Source organism: Hydrogenophaga pseudoflava NBRC 102511 (assembly GCF_001592285.1).
GTDB classification, from domain to species: Bacteria; Pseudomonadota; Gammaproteobacteria; order Burkholderiales; family Burkholderiaceae_C; genus Hydrogenophaga; species Hydrogenophaga pseudoflava.
Genome location: NZ_BCWQ01000012.1, coordinates 90,340 through 110,695, shown reverse-complemented (window position 1 = coordinate 110,695; position 20,356 = coordinate 90,340). Strand labels below are relative to the sequence as shown.

17 protein-coding genes and 3 tRNA genes are annotated in these 20,356 nt (G+C 67.5%); 5 read left to right on the top strand and 15 right to left on the bottom strand.

Features of this window, described 5'->3' with window-relative positions; translation table 11 throughout:
- Positions 1 to 30 precede the first annotated feature (30 nt).
- Genes HPS01S_RS15450 through HPS01S_RS15440 form a run of 3 tightly spaced genes read right to left on the bottom strand, consistent with a single transcriptional unit; the run spans position 31 to position 3,113 of the window.
- Positions 31 to 825, bottom strand: coding sequence for a glycosyltransferase family 2 protein (locus tag HPS01S_RS15450; protein WP_066158028.1), 795 nt, complete (start codon positions 823 to 825; stop codon positions 31 to 33).
- A complete protein-coding gene (locus HPS01S_RS15445; RefSeq protein ID WP_255284224.1) occupies positions 818 to 1,720 on the bottom strand; it encodes a glycosyltransferase family 2 protein in 903 nt (300 codons plus the stop codon). The genes HPS01S_RS15450 and HPS01S_RS15445 overlap by 8 nt, the downstream gene beginning before the upstream one ends.
- A gap of 10 nt (positions 1,721 to 1,730) precedes the next feature.
- Positions 1,731 to 3,113, bottom strand: coding sequence for a phosphomannomutase/phosphoglucomutase (locus tag HPS01S_RS15440; protein ID WP_066158027.1), 1,383 nt, complete (start codon positions 3,111 to 3,113; stop codon positions 1,731 to 1,733).
- 107 nt (positions 3,114 to 3,220) lie between these two features.
- Here HPS01S_RS15440 and HPS01S_RS15435 point away from each other — a divergent pair, with 107 nt between their 5' ends.
- The 3 genes from HPS01S_RS15435 (at position 3,221) to HPS01S_RS15425 (ending at position 6,252) form a co-directional block, all read left to right on the top strand.
- On the top strand, positions 3,221 to 4,774 hold the full coding sequence (locus tag HPS01S_RS15435) for a DNA-3-methyladenine glycosylase 2 family protein (RefSeq protein ID WP_066158026.1): 1,554 nt from the start codon (positions 3,221 to 3,223) through the stop codon (positions 4,772 to 4,774).
- Positions 4,758 to 5,285, top strand: a complete 528-nt coding sequence (locus HPS01S_RS15430) for a methylated-DNA--[protein]-cysteine S-methyltransferase (RefSeq protein WP_066158023.1) — start codon at positions 4,758 to 4,760, stop codon at positions 5,283 to 5,285. The genes HPS01S_RS15435 and HPS01S_RS15430 overlap by 17 nt, the downstream gene beginning before the upstream one ends.
- A 61-nt stretch (positions 5,286 to 5,346) precedes the next feature.
- Entirely contained in the window at positions 5,347 to 6,252 is a 906-nt protein-coding gene (locus HPS01S_RS15425; RefSeq protein WP_066158020.1) for a DMT family transporter, read from the top strand.
- 76 nt (positions 6,253 to 6,328) lie between these two features.
- Here the strand turns inward: HPS01S_RS15425 and HPS01S_RS15420 are convergent.
- The 10 genes from HPS01S_RS15420 to pip all read right to left on the bottom strand — a co-directional run bounded on the left by HPS01S_RS15420 (position 6,329) and on the right by pip (position 14,485).
- Positions 6,329 to 6,405 (bottom strand) — tRNA-Asp (locus tag HPS01S_RS15420).
- A 54-nt stretch (positions 6,406 to 6,459) separates the two neighbouring features.
- Positions 6,460 to 6,535: transfer RNA gene (locus HPS01S_RS15415), tRNA-Glu, on the bottom strand.
- 60 nt (positions 6,536 to 6,595) lie between these two features.
- Positions 6,596 to 6,671 (bottom strand) — tRNA-Ala (locus HPS01S_RS15410).
- A gap of 85 nt (positions 6,672 to 6,756) precedes the next feature.
- Positions 6,757 to 8,139 carry a glutamate--tRNA ligase gene (gene gltX, locus HPS01S_RS15405; RefSeq protein WP_066158017.1) on the bottom strand — a complete coding sequence of 461 codons (1,383 nt, stop codon included), beginning with the start codon at positions 8,137 to 8,139 and terminating at the stop codon, positions 6,757 to 6,759.
- Positions 8,140 to 8,156: 17 nt separating this feature from the next.
- Positions 8,157 to 9,371, bottom strand: a complete 1,215-nt coding sequence (locus tag HPS01S_RS15400; protein WP_066158014.1) for an O-succinylhomoserine sulfhydrylase — start codon at positions 9,369 to 9,371, stop codon at positions 8,157 to 8,159.
- 6 nt (positions 9,372 to 9,377) lie between these two features.
- The gene (gene purF, locus HPS01S_RS15395) at positions 9,378 to 10,883 is read right to left on the bottom strand and encodes an amidophosphoribosyltransferase (protein ID WP_066158011.1); all 1,506 of its coding nucleotides are present in this window, start codon (positions 10,881 to 10,883) and stop codon (positions 9,378 to 9,380) included.
- 33 nt (positions 10,884 to 10,916) lie between these two features.
- The gene (locus HPS01S_RS15390; protein ID WP_066158008.1) at positions 10,917 to 11,402 is read right to left on the bottom strand and encodes a CvpA family protein; all 486 of its coding nucleotides are present in this window, start codon (positions 11,400 to 11,402) and stop codon (positions 10,917 to 10,919) included.
- 31 nt (positions 11,403 to 11,433) lie between these two features.
- On the bottom strand, positions 11,434 to 12,117 hold the full coding sequence (locus HPS01S_RS15385; protein ID WP_066158005.1) for an SPOR domain-containing protein: 684 nt from the start codon (positions 12,115 to 12,117) through the stop codon (positions 11,434 to 11,436).
- Positions 12,118 to 12,151: 34 nt separating this feature from the next.
- Positions 12,152 to 13,501 carry a bifunctional tetrahydrofolate synthase/dihydrofolate synthase gene (gene folC / locus HPS01S_RS15380; RefSeq protein WP_157576346.1) on the bottom strand — a complete coding sequence of 450 codons (1,350 nt, stop codon included), beginning with the start codon at positions 13,499 to 13,501 and terminating at the stop codon, positions 12,152 to 12,154.
- Positions 13,502 to 13,537: 36 nt separating this feature from the next.
- On the bottom strand, positions 13,538 to 14,485 hold the full coding sequence (gene pip, locus HPS01S_RS15375) for a prolyl aminopeptidase (protein WP_066157999.1): 948 nt from the start codon (positions 14,483 to 14,485) through the stop codon (positions 13,538 to 13,540).
- Positions 14,486 to 14,531: 46 nt separating this feature from the next.
- On the opposite strand from pip, the gene HPS01S_RS15370 reads away from it, so the two are divergent.
- Together HPS01S_RS15370 and HPS01S_RS15365 are read left to right on the top strand one after the other, a co-directional pair.
- Positions 14,532 to 14,891 (top strand): ArsC family reductase, encoded by a 360-nt coding sequence (locus HPS01S_RS15370; protein WP_066157997.1) that lies wholly within the window; start codon positions 14,532 to 14,534, stop codon positions 14,889 to 14,891.
- An 88-nt stretch (positions 14,892 to 14,979) separates the two neighbouring features.
- Positions 14,980 to 17,028: a serine protease gene (locus HPS01S_RS15365; protein WP_169803947.1), complete on the top strand. Its 2,049-nt coding sequence runs from the start codon at positions 14,980 to 14,982 to the stop codon at positions 17,026 to 17,028.
- A gap of 14 nt (positions 17,029 to 17,042) precedes the next feature.
- Here HPS01S_RS15365 and HPS01S_RS15360 read toward each other — a convergent pair whose 3' ends face one another.
- Positions 17,043 to 18,815, bottom strand: coding sequence for a bifunctional protein-serine/threonine kinase/phosphatase (locus HPS01S_RS15360; protein WP_066157991.1), 1,773 nt, complete (start codon positions 18,813 to 18,815; stop codon positions 17,043 to 17,045).
- Between the two features lie 47 nt (positions 18,816 to 18,862).
- Positions 18,863 to 20,158, bottom strand: coding sequence for a type IV pili methyl-accepting chemotaxis transducer N-terminal domain-containing protein (locus HPS01S_RS15355; RefSeq protein ID WP_066157989.1), 1,296 nt, complete (start codon positions 20,156 to 20,158; stop codon positions 18,863 to 18,865).
- Positions 20,159 to 20,356: the final 198 nt, after the last annotated feature.

Here is a 20,356-nt window from a genome sequence, read left to right as displayed (position 1 = left end):
GAAGTGCCGGTTCAGGAGGTCGGCAGCGGCTCAGCGCTTGACCATGGTGTCGCCGGGCACAGGCCGGTCGTAGCGGATGATGGCGTAGCGGAAGAAGCACTCCAGTGCCACCAGCAGGCAGAACAGGAAGCCTTCCGCGCCACACAGGAATCCGCGCCGGAAGATGTACAGACGGATGAAGTTGCTGGTGGCCGAGGCCAGGCCGCGCAGCACGCCACCGCGGCGCCCGGCCTGCACGCGGCGCACCGCGCCGAGCTGGGCGTACTGCGCCATCTTGAGCAGGCCGCCATAGACCGACTCGCGCGAGTGGTGCAGCAGGCGGGTGCGGAAGGTCCTGACCGGCGTGGCCGGGTCGCGCAGCACCGCGTGTTCGTGCACAACGCCCTCGTAGCGCAGCAGCTGGTCGGTGCGGAACAGGCGCCACACGCCACCTTCGGTCTTGGCCATGCGGTGCAGGGTGCGGCCGAAAGCCACCTGGTCCCAGTAGATCTTCCACACCGCGTTCTCACCGGAGGCCACCGCAGCCCTGATCTCGTCCTGCAGGCCCTGCGGAATCACCTCGTCGGCGTCCAGGAAGAAGATCCAGTCCGCCTTCACATGGGTCATGAGCCGGTTGCGCTGCTCGGCGAAACCGCGCCAGTCCGGATACAGGTGCACCTGGGCCCCCATCTCCTGGGCGATCTCACGCGTGCGGTCCTCGCTGCCGCTGTCAATCACCACCACCTGGTCGGCGAACGACGCACTCTGGATGCAGCGCGCGATGCGGTGCGCTTCGTTGAGCGTGAGGATGCCGATGCACAGCGTCGGTTTGCGATGTTCAGCCACGGGCCCTCCAGCCGATGAGCCCGCGCCAGCGGCCGAACATGCGGGCCAGCAGCTTGGGCGAAAACACGATGGCCCGCAGGGGCAGTCCCAGGGTGGTGGTCACCAGCAGCCATCGGCGCAGGCGCTGCGCCTCCTCGCGCGAGCGGTACTTGGTGGCGAACTGCAGCTTGGACTGCGCGTGGTGGAAGCCCCGTGCGTACTCGTGGCGCCAGGGCGACGCGCCGCGCACCGAGCCGCGCGAATGGTGGATGGCCTGCACCGCGGGCACGACGACGATGTTCTGTTTCGCGTTGAACAGGCGCAGGCACAGGTCGTCGTCCTCGTAGTAGAGGAAGAACTGCTCGTCGAAAAACCCGACCTCGCGGAACGAGGCCATGCGCAGCAGCATCGCCGCGCCACAGACGAAGCCCACGCAGGTGGGGCCGGAAGCGCCCGGACCGCGCGGTGCCCACCAGGTCTGGGGAAAGCGGTAGTTGATCTCGGGCTTGCCGGAGGCGCTGACCAGCTGCGGCGCCAGCACGGCGGCCTGGGGCATCGCGGCCGCGGTTGCGAGCAGGGCTTCCAGGCCCGGGCCGTCGATCTCGCAGTCCGGGTTGAGCAGGAAGGCGAACGGGGTCTGCACCCGGGCCAGCGCGCGGTTGTTGGCCGCCCCAAACCCCAGGTTGCGACCATGGTCCAGCACGATCGCATGCGGCCAGAGCCGGCGCGCCGAGGCGGCCGTGCCATCGGCGCTGCCGTTGTCCGACACGATGACGTTCGGACAGTGCGACAGCAGCGTGTTCAGGGCCGGCAGGCAGTGCGCGCTCTCGCGCGTGACCACGATGATGGTGACCGCCGCCAGGGCATCACCGCTCAGGCGCGCTGGATCCAGGGGCACGTCGTGGCTGCTCGGCACCAGGGTATCCTCAGTGCGCACTCGCGCCCACCACCGCGTCGGGCTTGGCCTGGCGCAGCAGATCCAGCATGGTGTGTTCGATGCGGTGCAGGGCCTCGGCCGAATGGCCCTCGAAGCGCAGCACCAGCACGGGCGTTGTGTTGGAGGCACGGATCAGGCCAAAACCGTCGGGCCAGTCGACCCGCAGGCCGTCGATGGTCGAGACCTTGGCCGGCACCTCGAAGCGCGCCAGGGTCAGCAACTGTTCCACCACCGCGTGGGGTTCGCCTTCCGCGCAGGCCACGTTGAGCTCCGGCGTGCTGTGCGAGGTGGGCAGCGCGTTGAGCACCGCGTTGGCGTCGGGGCTTCGGCTGAGGATCTCCAGCAGGCGCGCACCGGCGTAGCTGCCGTCGTCGAAGCCGAACCAGCGCTCCTTGAAGAAAATGTGGCCGCTCATCTCGCCGCCCAGCGGGCTGTCCAGCTCCTTCATGCGCGCCTTGATCAGCGAGTGGCCGGTCTTGTAGATGTTGGCCACACCGCCGGCCGCCTCGATGGCCGGCGCCAGGCGCTGCGAGCACTTGACGTCAAAGATGATCTGGCCGCCCGGCACGCGAGACAGCACGTCCTGAGAGAACAGGATCATCTGGCGGTCGGGGAAGATGTTCTGACCGTCCTTGGTCACGATGCCCAGGCGGTCGCCATCGCCATCAAACGCCATGCCCAGCTCGGCATCGGTCTCTCGCAGCACGCGGATCACGTCCTGCAGGTTCTCAGGCTTGCTCGGGTCCGGGTGGTGGTTCGGAAACTCGCCATCGACCTCGCTGAACAGCTCGATCACCTCGCAGCCCAGCGCTCGGAACAACGCCGGGGCCGAGGCGCCAGCGACGCCGTTGCCGCAGTCGACCACGACCTTCATCGGGCGCGAGAGCTTCACGTCGCCGACGATGCGGTCGGTATAGGGTTTCAGCACATTGACATGCCGCACCCGACCGCCGTCCTGGCGCACATGGGTTTCGGTCTCCATCATCCGGCGCAGGGCCTGGATGTCCTCGCCATAGATCGCCCGGCCGCCCATGACCATCTTGAAGCCGTTGTAGTCTTTGGGATTGTGGCTGCCGGTGACCTGGATGCCGCTGCTGCACAGCGTGCTGGCCGCAAAGTACAGCATGGGGGTGGTCGCCATGCCGATGTCGATCACGTCGATGCCTGCGGCCACCAGGCCCCGGATCAGCGCCGCCGACAGGCCGGGGCCGCTGAGCCGCCCGTCGCGGCCCACGGCCACCGAGCGCTCGCCCTGCTGCAGGGCCACCGTGCCGAAGGCAAGCCCCAAAGCTTCCGCCACCGTCTCGTTGAGGGCGCCGGGAACGATGCCCCGGATGTCGTAGGCCTTGAAGATGGAGGCGGTCACTTGCATGGTCGTCGCTCGGGGGAACAAACCCGCGATTGTAGGTGGCCGGGCCATGCTTCCCGGCCCGGGACATGTCCGGAAATGGCCAGTCTCAACTCGGAATAACACCTACCATGCCAGCCATGAACCGCCCTGCCCCGCTCGACGCCGACGCCCTCTACCGGGCGCTGGGCGCGCGCGACGCCCGTTTTGACGGGCGCTTCTTCACCGGCGTCACCTCCACCGGCATCTACTGCCGCCCGATCTGCCGGGTCCGCACACCCAAGCGAGACAACTGCCAGTTCTTTGAACACGCCGCCCAGGCCGAACAGGCCGGCTTCCGCCCCTGCCTGCGCTGCCGGCCGGAGCTGGCGCCGCGCGACCGCCACTGGTCGACCGAGGACGCCGGGGACATCCTGATCCGCCAGGCCACCGCCCTGCTCGACACGCCGGAGACCTGGAACACAGGCGCGAATGAACCACCGCTGGAGCAGCTGGCGGCTCGGCTGGGGGTGAGCGGACGTCACATCCGCCGGCTGTTCGAAAGCCGACTGGGCGTCTCGCCCCTGCAGTACCTGCAGACGCGGCGCCTGCTCGCCGCCAAACAGATGCTGGCCGACACCGACCTGCCGGTGGCCCAGGTGGCCCTTGCCGCGGGGTTCAGCAGCCTGCGCCGCTTCAACGACGCGTTCGTGGGCCGCTACGGCCTCAATCCGACCCAGTTGCGGCGCAGCCGGTCCACCGACTCGCCCAACGCCCCGCGGGCGCCGGCCGAGGTGCGGCTCTCCTGGCGGCCGCCCTACCGGGTGCAGGACGTGCTGCGCTTCTTCGCCGACCGTGCCCTGCCGGGACTCGAGGCCGTCGACACGGTGCAAGAGACCCTGGTGCGAACGCTGCGCCTCTCGGTGCGCGGCACGGTTGCGTGCGGCTGGATGCTCATCCGATTCCTTCCGGACGAGCACCGCATCGGTCTGCGGGTCAGCGAGGGCCTGATGCCGGCACTGCCCGCGGTCATCGACCGCGTACGGGCGGCCCTGGACCTCGACGCCGACCCGCAGGCCATCGACGCCGTGCTGCACCCCGATTTCCCGGACGGCGACGGCGTGCGCGTGCCCGGCGCGTTCGACGGCTTCGAACTGGCGGTGAGGGCTGTGCTGGGTCAGCAGGTGACGGTGGCTGCGGCACGCACCCTGTGTGGCCGCCTGGTGGACCGGCTGGGCACACCGTTGCCCGACGGTCCACCGGGTCTGCAACGCCTGTTCCCCACGCCCGAGACGCTCGCCGATGTCGACGGGCAGGTGCTGGGCGAGATCGGGATCGTGCGCCAGCGCCAGCAAGCGATCTGCGCGCTGGCGCGCGCAGTGGCGGACGGCCACCTGGTGCTCGACGGTCGTGCCGACCCGGCATCGACCCTGAAGAGCCTCGAGACCCTGCCCGGCATCGGCCCCTGGACGGCCCAGTACATCGCGATGCGGGCCCTGCGCTGGCCCGACGCCTGGCCCAGCGGCGACGCCGTGCTCCTGCAGGCGCTGGGTCTGCGGGGCCTGCCCGCCGCCGCGGCACGCCGGGAAGCCGATCGCATAGCCCGGCGCTGGCAGCCCTGGCGCAGCTACGCCGTGATCCGAGCATGGACCACGCCACCGCACCTCAAGACCTCCGAGGAGATTCCCAATGAACAACACCCTTGACCATCGCATCCAGACCATCGTGGGCAGCCCGCTGGGCGATCTGCGTCTGGTAGCCAGCACCAACGGACTGGCCGGCCTCTGGTTCGTGCAGCGGCAACGCCACGAACCACCCGCAGAACGCCGGGCGAACTGGTCCACCGTGGCGGCGCACCCGGTGCTCGACGCCACGAAGCGGCAACTGGACGAGTACTTTCACGGGCGCCGCCAGCGCTTCAATTTGCCCCTGGATCTGGAGCAAGGCACACCGTTCCAGCGCGCCGTCTGGCAAGCCCTGCTGGCGATCCCGGCCGGCGCCACCACGAGTTACGGCGCTCTGGCCTCCGGCCTGGGCAAGCCCCAGGCGGTGCGCGCGGTGGGCGCTGCTGTCGGTCGCAATCCACTGAGCATCGTGGTGCCCTGCCACCGGGTGGTTGGCGGCAACGGTTCACTGACGGGGTACGCCGGCGGTCTGGACCGCAAGCAGGCTCTGCTGCAGCTCGAGGGCGCATTGATCGACAAACCGCATCAATAACCAGAGCGAACATCATCAACGCTTCAGCCCGCCGCACGGCCTTTGCCTGCACACTGAATCCATGTCGCCCACACTCGCTCTCGAATTTTTCCTGCTCGCCGCCCTCTGGGGCTCGTCTTTTCTCTTTATGAGACTGGGGGCGGCAGAGTTCGGCGCCCTGCCCACGGCAGGCATGCGGGTGGCGCTGGCGGCGCTGTTCCTGCTGCCGGTGTTTCTGCTCAAAGGCGTCTGGGCCGACTTCCGCCAGCGCGCCCGGCTCATCCTCTTTGTGGGCCTGCTCAACTCGGGCATCCCGTTCGCCCTGTTCGCGTATGCGGTCATGCACATCAGCACCGGCCTGACCTCGATCCTGAACGCCACGGTGCCGCTGACGGGGGCCCTGGTGGCCTGGGCATGGCTCAAGGACCGGCCCGATGCCTGGCGCGCCACCGGCCTGGCCATCGGCTTTGTGGGCGTCTGCCTGCTGGTGATCGGCAAGTCGGGTTTCAGCCTGGCACCGGGAGCCGCCTCCGCTGGACAAGCCCTGTTGGCCATGCTGGCCTGTCTCGTGGCCACGTTCTGCTACGGGCTGGCGGCCAGCTTCACCAAACGCCACCTCACCGGCGTCCACCCGCTGGCCACCGCTTCGGGTAGCCAGATCGGCGCTGCCCTGGGGCTGGCCCTGCCCACGCTGTGGCTGTGGCCTGACCAGCCAGTCAGCACCGGCGCCTGGGGCGCGCTGGTCGCCGTGGCCCTGCTGTGTACATCGCTCGCTTACGTCCTGTTCTTTCGCATCATTGCCCAGGCAGGCCCCAGCAAGGCGCTCACCGTGACCTTCCTGGTACCCGTGTTCGCGCTGATCTACGGGCGCATCTTTCTCGACGAAGCCATCACCCCGTGGATGATCGGCTGCGGCCTCGTCATCATGGCGGGCACGGCCCTGTCGACGGGCCTGGTGAGGCGACGCCCACAGGTCGGCAGCGCATAAAAGCAGACACGCCGGCGTGCGTGTTGCGGAAATGAAAAAGCCGTTCAGACCAGAGATCTGAACGGCTTATCAAAACTGGCGGAGTGGACGGGGCTCGAACCCGCGACCCCCGGCGTGACAGGCCGGTATTCTAACCAACTGAACTACCACTCCGCAGTGGTGCAGCTTCTGCCTTCTGCTCTCGCATCAGGCCAAGTGCCACAAACTTGGCGACCCTACGGGGATTCGAACCCCGGTACTCACCGTGAAAGGGTGATGTCCTAGGCCTCTAGACGATAGGGTCAAAACCTAAGAACCGAACTGTGCATTGTAGCAAAACCACGCTGCCCAATTCTTCAATTTTTGGTGGAGGTAAGCGGGATCGAACCGCTGACCTCTTGCATGCCATGCAAGCGCTCTCCCAGCTGAGCTATACCCCCACGAAATCCATTTCTGGGATGCCGACCCTGCTTTGTTGCGAGCAACTCAGTGTGAATCAGCAAGACTCAAATTATAGACCATTTTTCAGGCTTTCTGCAACCTCGTCAAAACTGTTTGTCGATTTTGCAGTTCCAGCACCGCATCAAGCGACGGTGTCTGTGCTGTGCCCATCACGAGCACGCGCACCGGCATGGCCAGTTGCGGCATCTTCAGACCATGCGCCGTGATGGTCTCCTTGATCGCTGCTGAAAGGCTGGCCTTGTCCCAGGCACAGTCGACCAGTTTGCTGGCCAGGGTCTGCAGCGCGGGACGGACGACGTCGGTGATGTGTTGCGTGCGCTCGGCGTCTGACGGTGTCACGTCGGTGTAGAAGGCCGCTGCCCAGTCGGCCAGCGCCACCGTGGTGTCGCAGCGGTCCTTGAAAAGACCACAGATGCGCGGCAGGCGCTCGTCGGCGGCGATGCCACGCTTGGCCAGTTGCTCAGCCACCAGCACCGACAGTGCAGCGTCGTCCATGGCCTTGAGGTGTTGCGCGTTGACCCAGCGCAGCTTGGCTTCGTCGAAGCGGCCTGCGCTGCTGCCCAGATGGTCGAGGTTGAACCACTGCAGGAACTGCTCGCGGCTGAAGATCTCGTCATCACCGTGGCTCCAGCCCAGGCGGGCGAGGTAGTTCACCATCGCGTCGGGCAGGTAGCCTTCGTCGCGGTACTGCGTCACCGGCTTGGCGCCATTGCGCTTGCTCATCTTCTCGCCCTGCTCGTTGAGCACGGTGGGCAGATGGGCGTAGACCGGCGGTTCCTTGCCCAGGGCACGGAAGATGTTGATCTGGCGCGGCGTGTTGTTGACATGGTCGTCGCCACGGATCACGTGCGTGATGGCCATGTCGATGTCGTCCACCACCACGCAGAAGTTGTAGGTGGGCGTGCCATCGGGGCGCGCGATCACCAGATCATCGAGTTCGTCGTTGCTGAACTCGACACGGCCTTTGACCTTGTCCTCCCAAACCACCGAACCGCCCTGTGGGTTCCTGAAGCGCAGCACAGGCTTCACACCTTCCGGGATGGGCGGCAGGGTCTTGCCAGGCTCCGGGCGCCAGGTGCCGTCGTAGCGCGGCTTCTCCTTGTTGGCCATCTGGCGTTCGCGCAGTGCGTCCAGCTCGGCCACGCTCATGTAGCAGGGGTAGACAAGCCCTTTTTCAACCATCTCGGCCAGCACCGCCTTGTAGCGGTCCATGCGCTGCATCTGGTAGAACGGCCCTTCGTCGTGGTCCAGGCCCAGCCACTTCATGCCTTCGATGATCACGTCCACCGCGGCCTGGCTAGAGCGCTCCAGATCGGTGTCTTCGATGCGCAGGATGAAGGTGCCGCCGGTGGCGCGGGCAAAGGCCCACGGGTACAGCGCCGAGCGGATGTTGCCCAGGTGGATGAAGCCGGTGGGCGATGGTGCGAAGCGGGTGCGAACGGTCATGTGAGGGAAAAGAAGATTCAAAGACTGGAGAGGCCGCGATCCAGGTCGCTGCGGATGTCGTCCAGGTGTTCAAGGCCGACGGCGACGCGGATCAGGCCCTGACCGATGCCGGCGGCCTGGCGCTGCGCTTCGGACAGCTTGCCGTGCGAGGTGCTGGCGGGGTGGGTGCACAGGGTCTTGGTGTCGCCGAGATTCGTGCACAGCGACAGCACTTGCAGCGCATCAAGCACATGAAAGGCGCGCTGGCGCGCCTGCTCGGGGCTGGCTGCTTTCACGTCGAAGGACAGCACGGCGCCACCGATGCCGTTCATCTGGCGCATGGCCAATTCGTGCTGCGGGTGGCTCGCCAGGCCGGGGTAGTACACGCGGCCCACGGAAGGGTGGGCCTCCAGCCAGTGCGCCAGTGCCAAGGTCTGCGCACTCTGCGCCTTCATGCGCAGCTCCAGCGTTTCCAGGCCCTTGAGCACCACCCAGGCGTTGAATGGCGAAAGCACCATGCCGGAGTTCTTCTGCACCGGCAGGAACTTCTCGCGCACCATGGCTTCGCGGGCACACAAGGCGCCGGCCATCACGCGGCCCTGCCCGTCGAGGTACTTGGTGCCAGAGTGCATCACGATGTCGGCACCCAGAGCGATGGGGCGCTGCAACACCGGTGTGGCAAAGCAGTTGTCCACCGCCAGCAAAGCGCCGGCGTTGTGGGCCAGATCGGCCAGGGCCTGGATGTCGCACACCTCACCCAGCGGGTTGGTGGGTGTTTCGGCAAACAGCAGGCGGGTCGTGGGCCGCATGGCCGCGCGCCAGGCCGCCAGATCGGTCTGCGGCACCACCGAGGTTTCCACGCCGAAGCGCCCGAACTCCGAGCCAATCAGCTTGAGCGTGGAGCCGAACATGGACTGCGAAACGATGACGTGGTCGCCCGCCTTGAGCAGGCTGAAGCACATCAGCATGACCGCGGCCATGCCCGAGGCGGTGGCCATGCAGGCCTCGGCACCTTCCATCGCGGCCAGGCGCATCTCGAAGCTGGTCACCGTGGGGTTGCCGGAGCGGCCGTAGGTGTAGCCGTCGTCTTCGCCGGCAAAGCGGCGTGCGGAGTCTTCGGCGGACGGCTGCACATAACCGCTGGTCAGGAACAGCGCCTCGGAGTTCTCGCCGTACTGGCTGCGCTCGGTCGCCAGCCGAACCGCCAGGGTTTCGCGGTGCAGAGCGTCAGCGGATTTCGCGTTCGATGACATGGCGGATCAGGCGGTCTGGGCGTTGGGCAGGGCCAGGCGCGAGCTGTCTTCCTGCCCTTCTTCGGTCTGGTCGCGGCCCTGGTTCATGCGCGCGATGGTCTCGGGCGTGATGTCACCGGTGACGTACACCCCGTCGAAGCACGAGGCATCGAAACCCGCCAGCTTCGGATTGAGCGCGGCGATGGCCTGCTTCATCGCGTCCACGTCCTGGTAGATCAGCGCGTCGCAGCCGATGAGTTCGCGAATCTGCTCAACCGTACGGTCGTGCGCCACCAGTTCCTGCGCGGTGGGCATGTCGATGCCATAGACGTTGGGGTAGCGCACGGGCGGCGCGGCGCTGGCCATGTAGACCTTGCGCGCACCGGCGTCGCGCGCCATCTGCACGATCTCCTTGGAGGTGGTGCCGCGCACGATGGAGTCGTCCACCAGCAGCACGTTGCGGCCCTTGAACTCGCTGGCGATCACGTTGAGCTTCTGGCGCACCGACTTCTTGCGCACCCCCTGGCCGGGCATGATGAAGGTGCGGCCGACGTAGCGGTTCTTCACGAAACCTTCGCGGTACGGCAGGCCCAGGATCTGGGCCAGCTCCATGGCGCTGGGACGCGAGGATTCCGGGATCGGGATGACCACGTCGATTTCATTCGGTGGCACGGTGGACACCAGCCGCTTGGCCAGGGTCTTGCCCATGTTCAGGCGGGCCTGGTAGACCGAAATGCCGTCGAGCACCGAGTCCGGCCGCGCCAGGTAGACGTATTCGAAGATGCAGGGGTTGTGGCTGACCTTGTCCGCACATTGCTCGAAGCTGGCCTGGCCATCCAGGTCGATGAACACGGCCTCGCCGGGCGCCACATCGCGTTCCAGTTCAAAGCCGTTGCCCTCAAGCGTGACCGATTCGCTGGCGACCATGCGGGCGCCATCGGCGTTGCGACCGATGCACAGCGGACGGATGCCGAAAGGATCGCGGAAGGCCAGCAGGCCGTGGCCGGCGATCAGCGCGATCACGGCATACGAACCCTTGATGCGCCGGTGCACGCCACGCACCGCGGCGAACACGTCGGCCGGCTTGAGCGATGCCCCGCGGGTGGACTTTTCCAGTTCGTGCGCGAGCACGTTGAGCAGCACCTCGGAGTCGCTCTCGGTGTTGATGTGGCGGTGGTCGGTCTGGAACAGCTCCTGCTTCAGACCCTGGGCATTGGTCAGGTTGCCGTTGTGCACCATCACCAGACCGAACGGCGCGTTGACGTAGAACGGTTGCGCCTCTTCTTCACTGAAGGCGTTGCCCGCGGTGGGGTAACGCACCTGACCGAGCCCGACATTGCCCGGCAGCGCGCGCATGTTGCGCGTGCGAAAGACGTCGCGCACCATGCCCTTGGCCTTGTGCATGAAGAACTTGCGCCCTTGCTGGGTGACGATGCCGGCGGCATCCTGTCCCCGGTGCTGCAGCAGCAACAGGGCGTCGTAGATCAGCTGATTGACAGGCGCCTGGCTCACCACGCCCACGATTCCACACATGATTGGATCCTCAACGAAACAAAGACTGTCGACTCAGGCCAGGTAACGGGCCACCGGCTCGGGCAGCAGCGGCCTGAGGGCCTGCAGGCTGTCACCCAGCACCTGGGCCACCGCTGACGTCTGCCAGGCTTGTTGCGACTGGAGCGGTGTCATTCCCACCACCACCGCCACCGCCAGCAGCACCACCGCGCCACGCAGCAGGCCAAACACACCACCCAGCACGCGGTCAATGGGACGCAAACCCACGGCCGTCACCATCTTTTTCACCAGCCACGCCACAAACCCGCCGGCGAACGCGCTGGCCACAAACACCAGGACGAATGCCACCGCAATGCGCAGTGCCGCGGAGAGGCCGTCCAGCGGCAGCAGGCGCGCCACATCTCCTGCATAGGCCTGGGCCAGCAAGAACGCCGCCACCCAGACCATCAAAGAAAGCACTTCGTACACCAGACCCCGCCACATGCCGACCACGGCCGACAGCAGCAGCACGAACAGCAACAACCCATCCACTGCGTTCATGTCGCCGCCCCCAGGCCCCGGGCCAACGCCGTCACAGCCAGAGCAGGGCCGTCGACAGACCCAGCGCCTTGGCGCGCTCTGCGGCCTTTTCGGCCTCCGCGCGCGTGGCGAAAGGTCCCAGGCGCACCCGGATGCGACGCCCCTGCGGCGTCTCGGCCACATGGGTGTAGGTCTTGAGTCCGGCCCGCTCCAGCTTCAAACGGGCCTCGCGGGCACGTTCGGCCTCCGAAAACGCCCCCACCTGCACGACGATGCGCTCGTTGCCGGTAGCGGTTTTTTCAGAGGGCTTCTCAGGTGGTTTTTCGGTGGTATTCCCCGCCGCAGCCTTGTCGGCAACGGGCTTCTCAAGCGGAGGCTTCTCTGCGGGCTTTTCAACGGGTTTGTCGGCCGGCTTGGCCACAGCCTTCGGCTCGACCACCTCCTCGCGCGCGGCAAGGCTGTCGGCCGTGGCCACCGGCGCCGGCCTGGCCGCGGCAGGAGCCTCGGTCTTGGGTGCAGGCGTTGCGGGCGTGTTGCGGGAGGGAATCTCGATCGGCACGTCGACCGCAATGGGGCGGGGTTGCGTATCGAACAGCAGCGGGAACCCGAGCACCCCCACCAGCACCAGCACGGCCGCCCCGATCAGGCGGTGCCGGGCCCGACGACGCACGGCCTCGATGCTTTGCGGCGGCGGTGGGGCGGTGTGGCCCGCAGAACCGGAACGGGATGTGAGCATGCGGAAATGGGTCCGGCGGAGATCGCGGAGAGGATCAGTTCGCGAGGTGCCTGGCCGCCAGACGCGGCACGCCATCCTTCAGAACACCCCCCACCGTGTGGAAGGAACCAAAGACCACGATTCTATCAGTGGGGTCCGCTTCCAGCACCGCCGCGCGCAGCGCCTCCAGCGGCGACGGATGGCATCCGGCCACCCGCGAACGCCCGCCAGAGGCCTGGCCGGCGCCGCTGTCGAGCACGGCCGCCAGATCGGTCGCCCGGCTGGCGCGCGGCAATGGCAGATCGGTGAGGTGCCAGCGGTCGATCAGCGGTGAAATGCGCTCCAGCATGGCGGGCAAGTCCTTGTCGGCCATGGCACCGAACACCGCGTGCGTGACCGGGTAGTAGCCCATGGCGTCGAGGTTCTCGGCCAGCGCGGCCACGGAATGGGGGTTGTGGGCGACATCGAGCACGAGTGCGGGCTCTCCGGGCACGATCTGGAAACGGCCGGGCAGCTCGACCATGGCCAGCCCGTTGCGGACGGCCTGTGCCGTCACGGGCAGGCGGGGTCGCAGCGCCTCGATGGCGGCCAGGACGCCCGAGGCGTTCACCAGCTGGTTGGCGCCGCGCAGGGCCGGGTAGGCCAGACCACTGAACTTGCGCCCACCCTGTGAAGGGTGCATGGCCCAGCCCCACTGCTGCTTGTCACCGGCGAAATGGAAGTCCTTGCCGATGCGCCAGAGCTGGGCGCCGACTTCGAGCGCCCGGTCCAGCACGCTTTGCGGCGGCACCGGATCGCTGACCACCACCGGCCGGCCGGTGCGCATGATGCCGGCTTTCTCGTAGCCGATGGCCTCGCGGTCGTTGCCCAGCAGGGCCATGTGGTCCAGCGCGATGCAGGTGATGACCGCGCAGTCCGGGTCGACGATGTTCACCGCGTCCAGCCGCCCGCCCAGTCCCACCTCCAGGATGGCCACATCCAGCCCGCTGAGCGACAGCGTGCGCAGGATGGCGAGTGTGGTGAACTCGAAATAGGTCAGTACCACAACGCCGTCATCACCCGATCCACCGTCCCCGAGCCTCGCACGCTCGACCTCGGCGAACGCCGGCAAAAGGGCATCAGCAGCGACCGGCTCGCGCCCGATGCGGCAACGTTCCTCGAAATGCACCAGGTGGGGCGAGGTGTAGACCCCGGTCCGGTACCCGGCCTCGCTGTAGATGGCCTCCAGCATGGCGCAGGTCGAGCCTTTGCCGTTGGTGCCGGCCACGGTGATCACCGGGCAGGGCATGGACAGGCGCATGCGCTGCGCCACCCGCTGCACCCGGTCCAGCCCAAGCTCGATGCCGCTGATGCCCTGGGGATGCTGGCGCTCGCAATGGGCCAGCCACTCGTCTAAGGTGTTCATGACCGGGATTATCCCGGCCATCACAAAGCCCCGTGCTCAGCCCGCGAAACGGTCGGTGGCTTCGATCAGCCGGTCCAGGATGCCGGGTTCGTTGAACGCGTGGCCAGCATCGGGCACGATGTGGAAGTCGGCCTGCGGCCAGGCGCGGTGCAGATCCCAGGCGGTGCGGGCCGGGGTGCAGGCGTCGTAGCGCCCCTGCACGATCACCCCCGGCACGCCGGCCAGCCTGTGCGCGTCGCGGATGAGCTGCCCCTCCTCGAGCCAGCCGTCGTGCACGAAATAATGGTTCTCGATGCGTGCGAAGGCCAGCGAGAAGGCGTCGTCGGAGTGTTTGGCGGTGTTGGCCGCGTCGGGCAGCAGGCGGATGGTCTGGCCCTCCCACAGGCTCCAGGCACGCGCGCAGGCCAGTTGGGCCACCGGGTCGTCGCCGGCCAGCCGCTTCCGGTAGGCGGTGAGCAAGTCGCCGCGTTCGGCCTCGGGGATCGGCGCGAGGAAGCCCTCCCACAAGTCGGGAAAGAGCCACGAAGCACCCTCCTGGTAGTACCAGCGCACCTCGTCGCGGCGCAGGGTGAAGATGCCGCGCACGACCAGTTCGGACACGCGCTCCGTGTGCGTCTGCGCATAGGCCAGCGCCAGCGTGCTGCCCCAGGAACCACCGAACACCAGCCAGCGATCGAAGCCCAGCAGAGCGCGCAGCCGCTCCATGTCGGCCACCAGGTGCCAGGTGGTGTTGTTCTCCAGCGAAGCCGCCGGCTTCGACCGGCCGCAGCCGCGCTGGTCGAACAGCAGCACGCAGTACTTCTCCGGGTCGAACAGGCGGCGGTGGTCGGGCGAACAGCCCGAACCCGGCCCACCGTGCAGGAACACCGCCGGCTTGCCCCGCGGGTTGCCGCAGAGCTCCCAGTAGATCTGATGGCCGTCGCCGGTGTCGAGCACGCCGGTCTTGAAGGGTTCGATGGGGGGATAGAAGCTGCGCAGGGTCATGGTGAAGCGCGACCTTCACCAAGAGGCCGCGTGACAGAATTCGGGGATGACCACACTCTACGGCATCCCCAACTGCGACACCGTCAAAAAGGCCCGGGCCTGGCTGAGCGAGCACGGCGTCGCGCACAGCTTCCACGACTTCAAGAAGCAGGGTGTGCCCGAGGCCGCACTGGACCAGTGGCTGGCCGCCGCGGGCTGGGAAACGCTGGTCAACCGCAAAGGCACCACCTGGCGCGGGCTGGACGAGGCCACCCGCTCGGCGGTTGTGGACAGCGCAAGCGCACGCGCCGTGCTGCTGCAGCACCCCAGCCTGATCAAACGCCCGGTGGTCGGCTGGACGGACGGCTCGGTCACCGTGGGCTTCGACCCGGGCGCCTGGAGCGACCGGCTTGACCGCGAGCGCTGAGCGCGGCTGGCGGTGATCGAATTCACTCCGATCTCCCGGCGCCCCGCATTCAACTTTTACAATGCGAAAACACCCAAGAGGAATGCGCATGCGCTCAATACCTGCGTCTCAAAGACATCGGCTAGCCGCCCTGCTGACCAGCCTGGTGCTGGCGGCCTGTGGCGGTTCGGGAGAATCGCCTGGCAGTTCCGACGAATCGGTGTCAAGGGGCAGTGAGGTTGCCGCCAGCCAGCAGCGCGCATCCAGCATCAATTCGACCGATGCCGTGGTTCAAAGCCCTGCCTCCAGTGAGACGGGCGCGCAGGCCAATCCGGTCCACAAGGTGAGCGTCGACCGCCGGGCCGCACCCTCCCCCTCCATCAGCGTGGATCTGGGCCCGCCGGAAGCCTCGGCCATCGAGAAGATGGAACGGCACAACCGCAAAGGAAGTGGCCTTGAGAGAGCCAAGCGCGTCCAGATCGGCTTTGGCCGTGACATGGCCACCACCAGCTCGCGCAAGAATCTGCAGCAAATGGCCTGGAACACCACAGCCAGCGGCGTGCAGCGGGCCAGCCTGCGCTTCAGCTCCACCGGGGCGGCCGGCCTGCGCCTGGGCGTGCTGGTCCAGGCCTTGCCCGACGACGCGGTCCTGCGGGTGTATGCCGAAGGCAGCACCGACGCCCGGGAGACCACGGGCGCCCACATCAATTCCTCGATCGCGGCCAACGTGCAGGCCGACGGCGACTCGGACGCTGCCCGCACGTACTGGACCCCGACGACGGAGGGCGAAGCCACGGTTCTGGAAATCGACCTGCCTGCGGGGCGCCCGACCGCCTCCACCGTGTTCACCGTGCCCAAACTCATGCACCAGACCGTGCTCGCACCCAAGGCCAGTCTGGGCCAGATCGAGCAGAAGTCTGAATGTCCCGGCGTGACTCCCGACGTTATGTGCACCGACCCCCTCCCGCCGGTGACCAATGCCGTGGGTTCGATGGACTTCGTCGACGGCGGCTTGTCGTGGGTCTGCACCGGAACGCTGATCGCCAACCGCGGCGCCACACAGCAAGGCTACTTTCTGACGGCCAACCACTGCATCAACAACCAGTCTGCGGCCAGCTCGCTGCATGTCTTCTGGTTCTACCGCTCCAGCGCCTGCGACAGCACCACCGTCAACCCGGGCACCGTGCCGAGCTTCAGCGGAGCAGACCTGCGCTACAACAAGACCGAGTTCTCGGGCAGCCTGCGCACCCCCGTGGGCACCGACACCTCGCTGCTGGACCTAAGAGACACACCGCCCGCAGGAACGATCTACGCCGGCTGGGCCTTCCAGCGCGAAGTCGTGGGTGGCAGCGCGAACTACGTCGGCGTGCACAGCCCGGGTGGCGGATTCCTTCGCCGCTCCGACGGACGGCTGATCGGGTACGGGTCCGTGCTGAACACCTTTGTTTCCCAGGGCGTCGAGCACTTCAACGTCGACAGCTCCTTCAACACGCAGTCCCCGATGTACCAAGTCCGCTGGACCACCGGCATCACCGAAGGTGGCAGCAGTGGCTCTGGTCTATTCGCCGATGGCACGACCAACAACCCGCGCATCGTGGGTCAGCTGTGGGGCGGCGCGTCCAGCTGCGAATACCCCACCCTCAGCGACTACTATGGCCGCTTCGACATCGCCTATGAAAACGGTCTGATCAACTGGCTCAACCCTGGTTACCGCATGGTCTTCCGGTTCTACAACAGCCTCAATGGTTCGCACTTCTTCAGTGCGAATGTGGCCGAGCGGGACAACGTGCGCGCAACGGTTCCATCGCTCATCTATGAAGCGCCTGCCTTCATGGTGTCGCCCGCCCCAGGGGCAGGACTGAGCCCGGTGTACCGGTTCATGAACCGCAGCACGGGCGTGCACTTCTACACCATCAACGAGTCCGAGCGGGCGGCCGTGGCGGCCAACCCGGGTTTCAACAACGAAGGCATCGCGTGGTATGCGCGGCAGGCGGGCAGTCCCGCGGCTGGCACCATCGAGGTCTTCCGCTTCCTGCGCAGGGCCACGGGCACCCACCTGTACACCGTCAGCGTGGCGGAACGGGACAACATCATCGCCACCCGCGCGGCGGAATACACCTACGAAGGGGTGGCCTACCTCGCGTGGGCAGCCAACTGACCGGGCGCTGACCTTCAGCGCGGCAGGAACACCAGCCAGTACACCAGCAGCAGGTTCAGCAGCACGCTGAACCCCAGCAGCAGCTTCCAGAGCATGGCCGGGTCGCGCTGGATCAGCGGGGTGGCAGGCGGTGCGGTGAGCGGGCGCGACGCGCCACGCTCCAGTGCCAGCAGCAGCTCTTCGGCGGTTTCGAAGCGCTGCTTCTGGTCGCGGCTGACGGCCTTGAGCACGATGTGGTCGAGCCAGATCGGCACCTCGGGGTGGTGGCGGCTGGGCGCGACCGGGTCGCGGTAGTAGCGGCCGGCCTGGTAGGGCAGCACCTCGCCATAGGGCAGCTTGCCCGTCAGCAGCTGGTAGAGCGTGACGCCAAGCGCGAACAGGTCGCTGCGCGCGTCGGCAGCTTGCGGCTCCGCGTCGGTGTCCACGCCGCCGCCGCGCAGGCGGAACCCCCACTGTTCGGGATTGATGAAGCTGGGTGTGCCGGCGTGCAGCGCGCGCGCCGACGCAGGCTCGCGCCCGCTGAGCGCCACGCCCAGGTCGAGCAGGCGCAACACGCCGTCTTCGCCCTGGTGCAGGTTGGCGGGTTTCACGTCGCGGTGGATCACGCCCTGGCGGTGCAGGTGGCCCAGGGCCCGGGCGGCCTGGGTGGCCATGGCGATGGTCTGGGCCACGCCAGGTCGGTACTGGCGGTCCAGCATGTGCTGCAGCGATTCGCCGCTGTGCCAGTCGTACAGCAGGTAGAAGGCGCTGGCGCCCTGCCCGGCCGGCAGCGTCGGCGGCGCGTCGTGCAAGGCCACCAGGTGTTCGGCCGCGCGGCTGGTGGCCATGCGGCGCGCCAGCCAGGCTTCGTGCGCGAGCATGGCGCGCTCTTCGGCGTCGTGTGCGCGCTGGGGGTGCAGGGTCTTGAGGGCGTAGAGCTTCTGCGTGGCCGGGTCGCGCGCCTGGTAGACGAGGTTGATGCCGTTGTCGGCCACCACGGCGGTGATGGCCAGGCCGTCGATCTGCTCGCCCAGCTTGAGCCTGGGCGGGATGGGCAGCCGCGCGGCCAGGCGGTTCTGGTCCTGCAGGGTGGCGCTGTCGAGCCCGCGCACGCGCACGGCCAGGGCGGTGACGTTGTCGTTGCTGCCACGCTGCAGGGCCGCGGCCACCATGGCTTCGCACAGGGCCTGGGCATCGTCTGTGCCCGGCTGTTCACCGATCAGGGCCTTCAGCCGCGCCTCGTTCAGCACGTTGTGCACGCCGTCGGACATGAGCAGGAACAGGTCGCCCACCAGCAGGTCGCCCTGGCTGTAGTCCACCACCACACGGTCTTCCACACCAATGCAACGCAGCAGCTGGTGGCTCAGGTCGGGGTGATCGGCGACGTGGTCGTGCGTGAGCTGGGTCAGTTGCCCGCCGCGCATCAGGCAGGCGCGCGTGTCGCCCACATGGGCCAGGGTGTAGCTGTGGCCGCGCAGCACCATGGCGGTGAGCGTGGTCAGGCCCATGGCCGGATGGCGGCGGCGGTTGACGCCCGCCAGCCAGGTGTTCTGCGCGCCGATGATGCGGTCCATGGCGACCGTGGTGTCCCAGGTCTCGGGTGTGCCGTAGTAGTCGCGCACCAGGCTGGTGACCGTGGTCTGCGCCGCTTCCTTGCCCAGCCCGCCCGCGCTCACGCCGTCGGCAATGGCGACGATGGACCCCATGTCCGCCTGCCCCGGGGGCGGCAGCATGGCGGCGCAGAAGTCCTCGTTGGTGTCCTTGCGGCCGGCCTGGCTGGCGTAGCCGATGTCGATGTCAAAAGCCATGCACCACCTCTAGCAAGAACAGCGCCCAACGTTGGTGCGACGCAGGGCTAGCCCATCAGCATCTGCATGCTGCGCTCGTAGTGGGTGGACAGGCTTTCAAACTGGGCCAGCAGACCCTCGCTGGCATGGGCCACGGTCTCCAGCCGCGCCAGCCGGTCGCGCCCCGCCGGACGATGGCCTTGCGGCGTGGCGGCCAGCATCTGCCGCCAGCCGGTGGTGGCCTGGTCCAGTGCGGTGCGGATGTCGGGCGTGGTCAGTGGCAGGCCGTTGAGGTAGGCCAGTGCGCGTTCGAAATCGTGCTGCACCTCGGTCATGGCGGCGCTGCGGCCGGCGCTGCCCTCTTCCAGATCGAGCAGGTCCATCAGCGCCATCTTGGCGAAACGCTGCGAGAGCATGCGCTGGCGGCCGGCGGCGTTGAGCACCTGCAGCGAGGCCATGGCACCGGCATGCTGCAGGCTGGCGGTCAGGCGCTCGGCGTCCTGCAGCAGGCGGTCGGCCAGCTCGTCCACCCGGGGCACCTGCGCCGGGGTGGGCTTGCCCTTGAGCGAGGCCTTCAGCGCCTGCCAGGTGGCGCCCAGCAGGCCCAGCAGGTCGCCGAAGCTGGGTTGCGACAGGCCCTTGCCCAGCCAGGCCAGGTTGGCGTCCACCCGCTGGATCGACTCGTCCAGCAGGGCCTGCTGCTGGCGCGACTGCACGTCGGCCAGCCGCAGCAGGTACAGCTTCACCAGGCGCTGCGAGAACATGCGCAGCTGGCCCGCGCGGTTGACGGCCTCGGCGAAATGGGCCGACTGGATGATCTGTTCCGACACCTGGCCCAGGCGCTGGTTGGTGTGCATGGAGGCGGTGCGCAGGATCTGGAAGGCGTCGTCGTCGGTCAGCGCGCGCGCCCGCATGAGGATGCCCTTGGCGCGCTCGACCAGCTTGCGCTCCTCGAAGCGCTGCGACACGTCGCGCAGCTGTTCCAGCAGCGCCTGTTCGCGCTCGAAACGCGCCTGCGCCAGCTGCACCAGTGGCCGCAGGCGCGCCGCCCCGTACCCGTTCACCACCCAGGCATGCACGCCGGCGCCCGTGGCGCGCTCGATGTGGGCGGCGTCGGCATCGGACGTGAACAGCAGCACTGGCCGGGGCAGCACCTCCGCCAGCGTCTGCGTGGCCTTGAACAGGGCTTCATCGGGGCGCGCGACCTCACCGACCACCAGATCTGGTGCGTGCTGCACGGCGACCTGCACCAGTTTGCTGCAGTCCTCGACGATGGCCAGGACCTGGCATCCCGCGGCGGGCAGGTCGTCCTGCAACGGCAGAAGGGCCCGGGAACCGGGGCGAAGAAGCAGCACGGAAGTCATAAGAATCAAGCACTTGTGATCAGTGAGCGCCCTGCTCTTTGCGGGCGAAACCGGCGCGGCGCCAGGGGTGCGGCAAAGGCCCGCGAATGGGGCGCCGATCATATGGCACACCTCTTGCATTGAACAGGCCAGACGTGACGACGCGTCCCACCCCGACCGCAGCGTCGGGGCCTGCCCACAACGACGTGTGCAGCGACT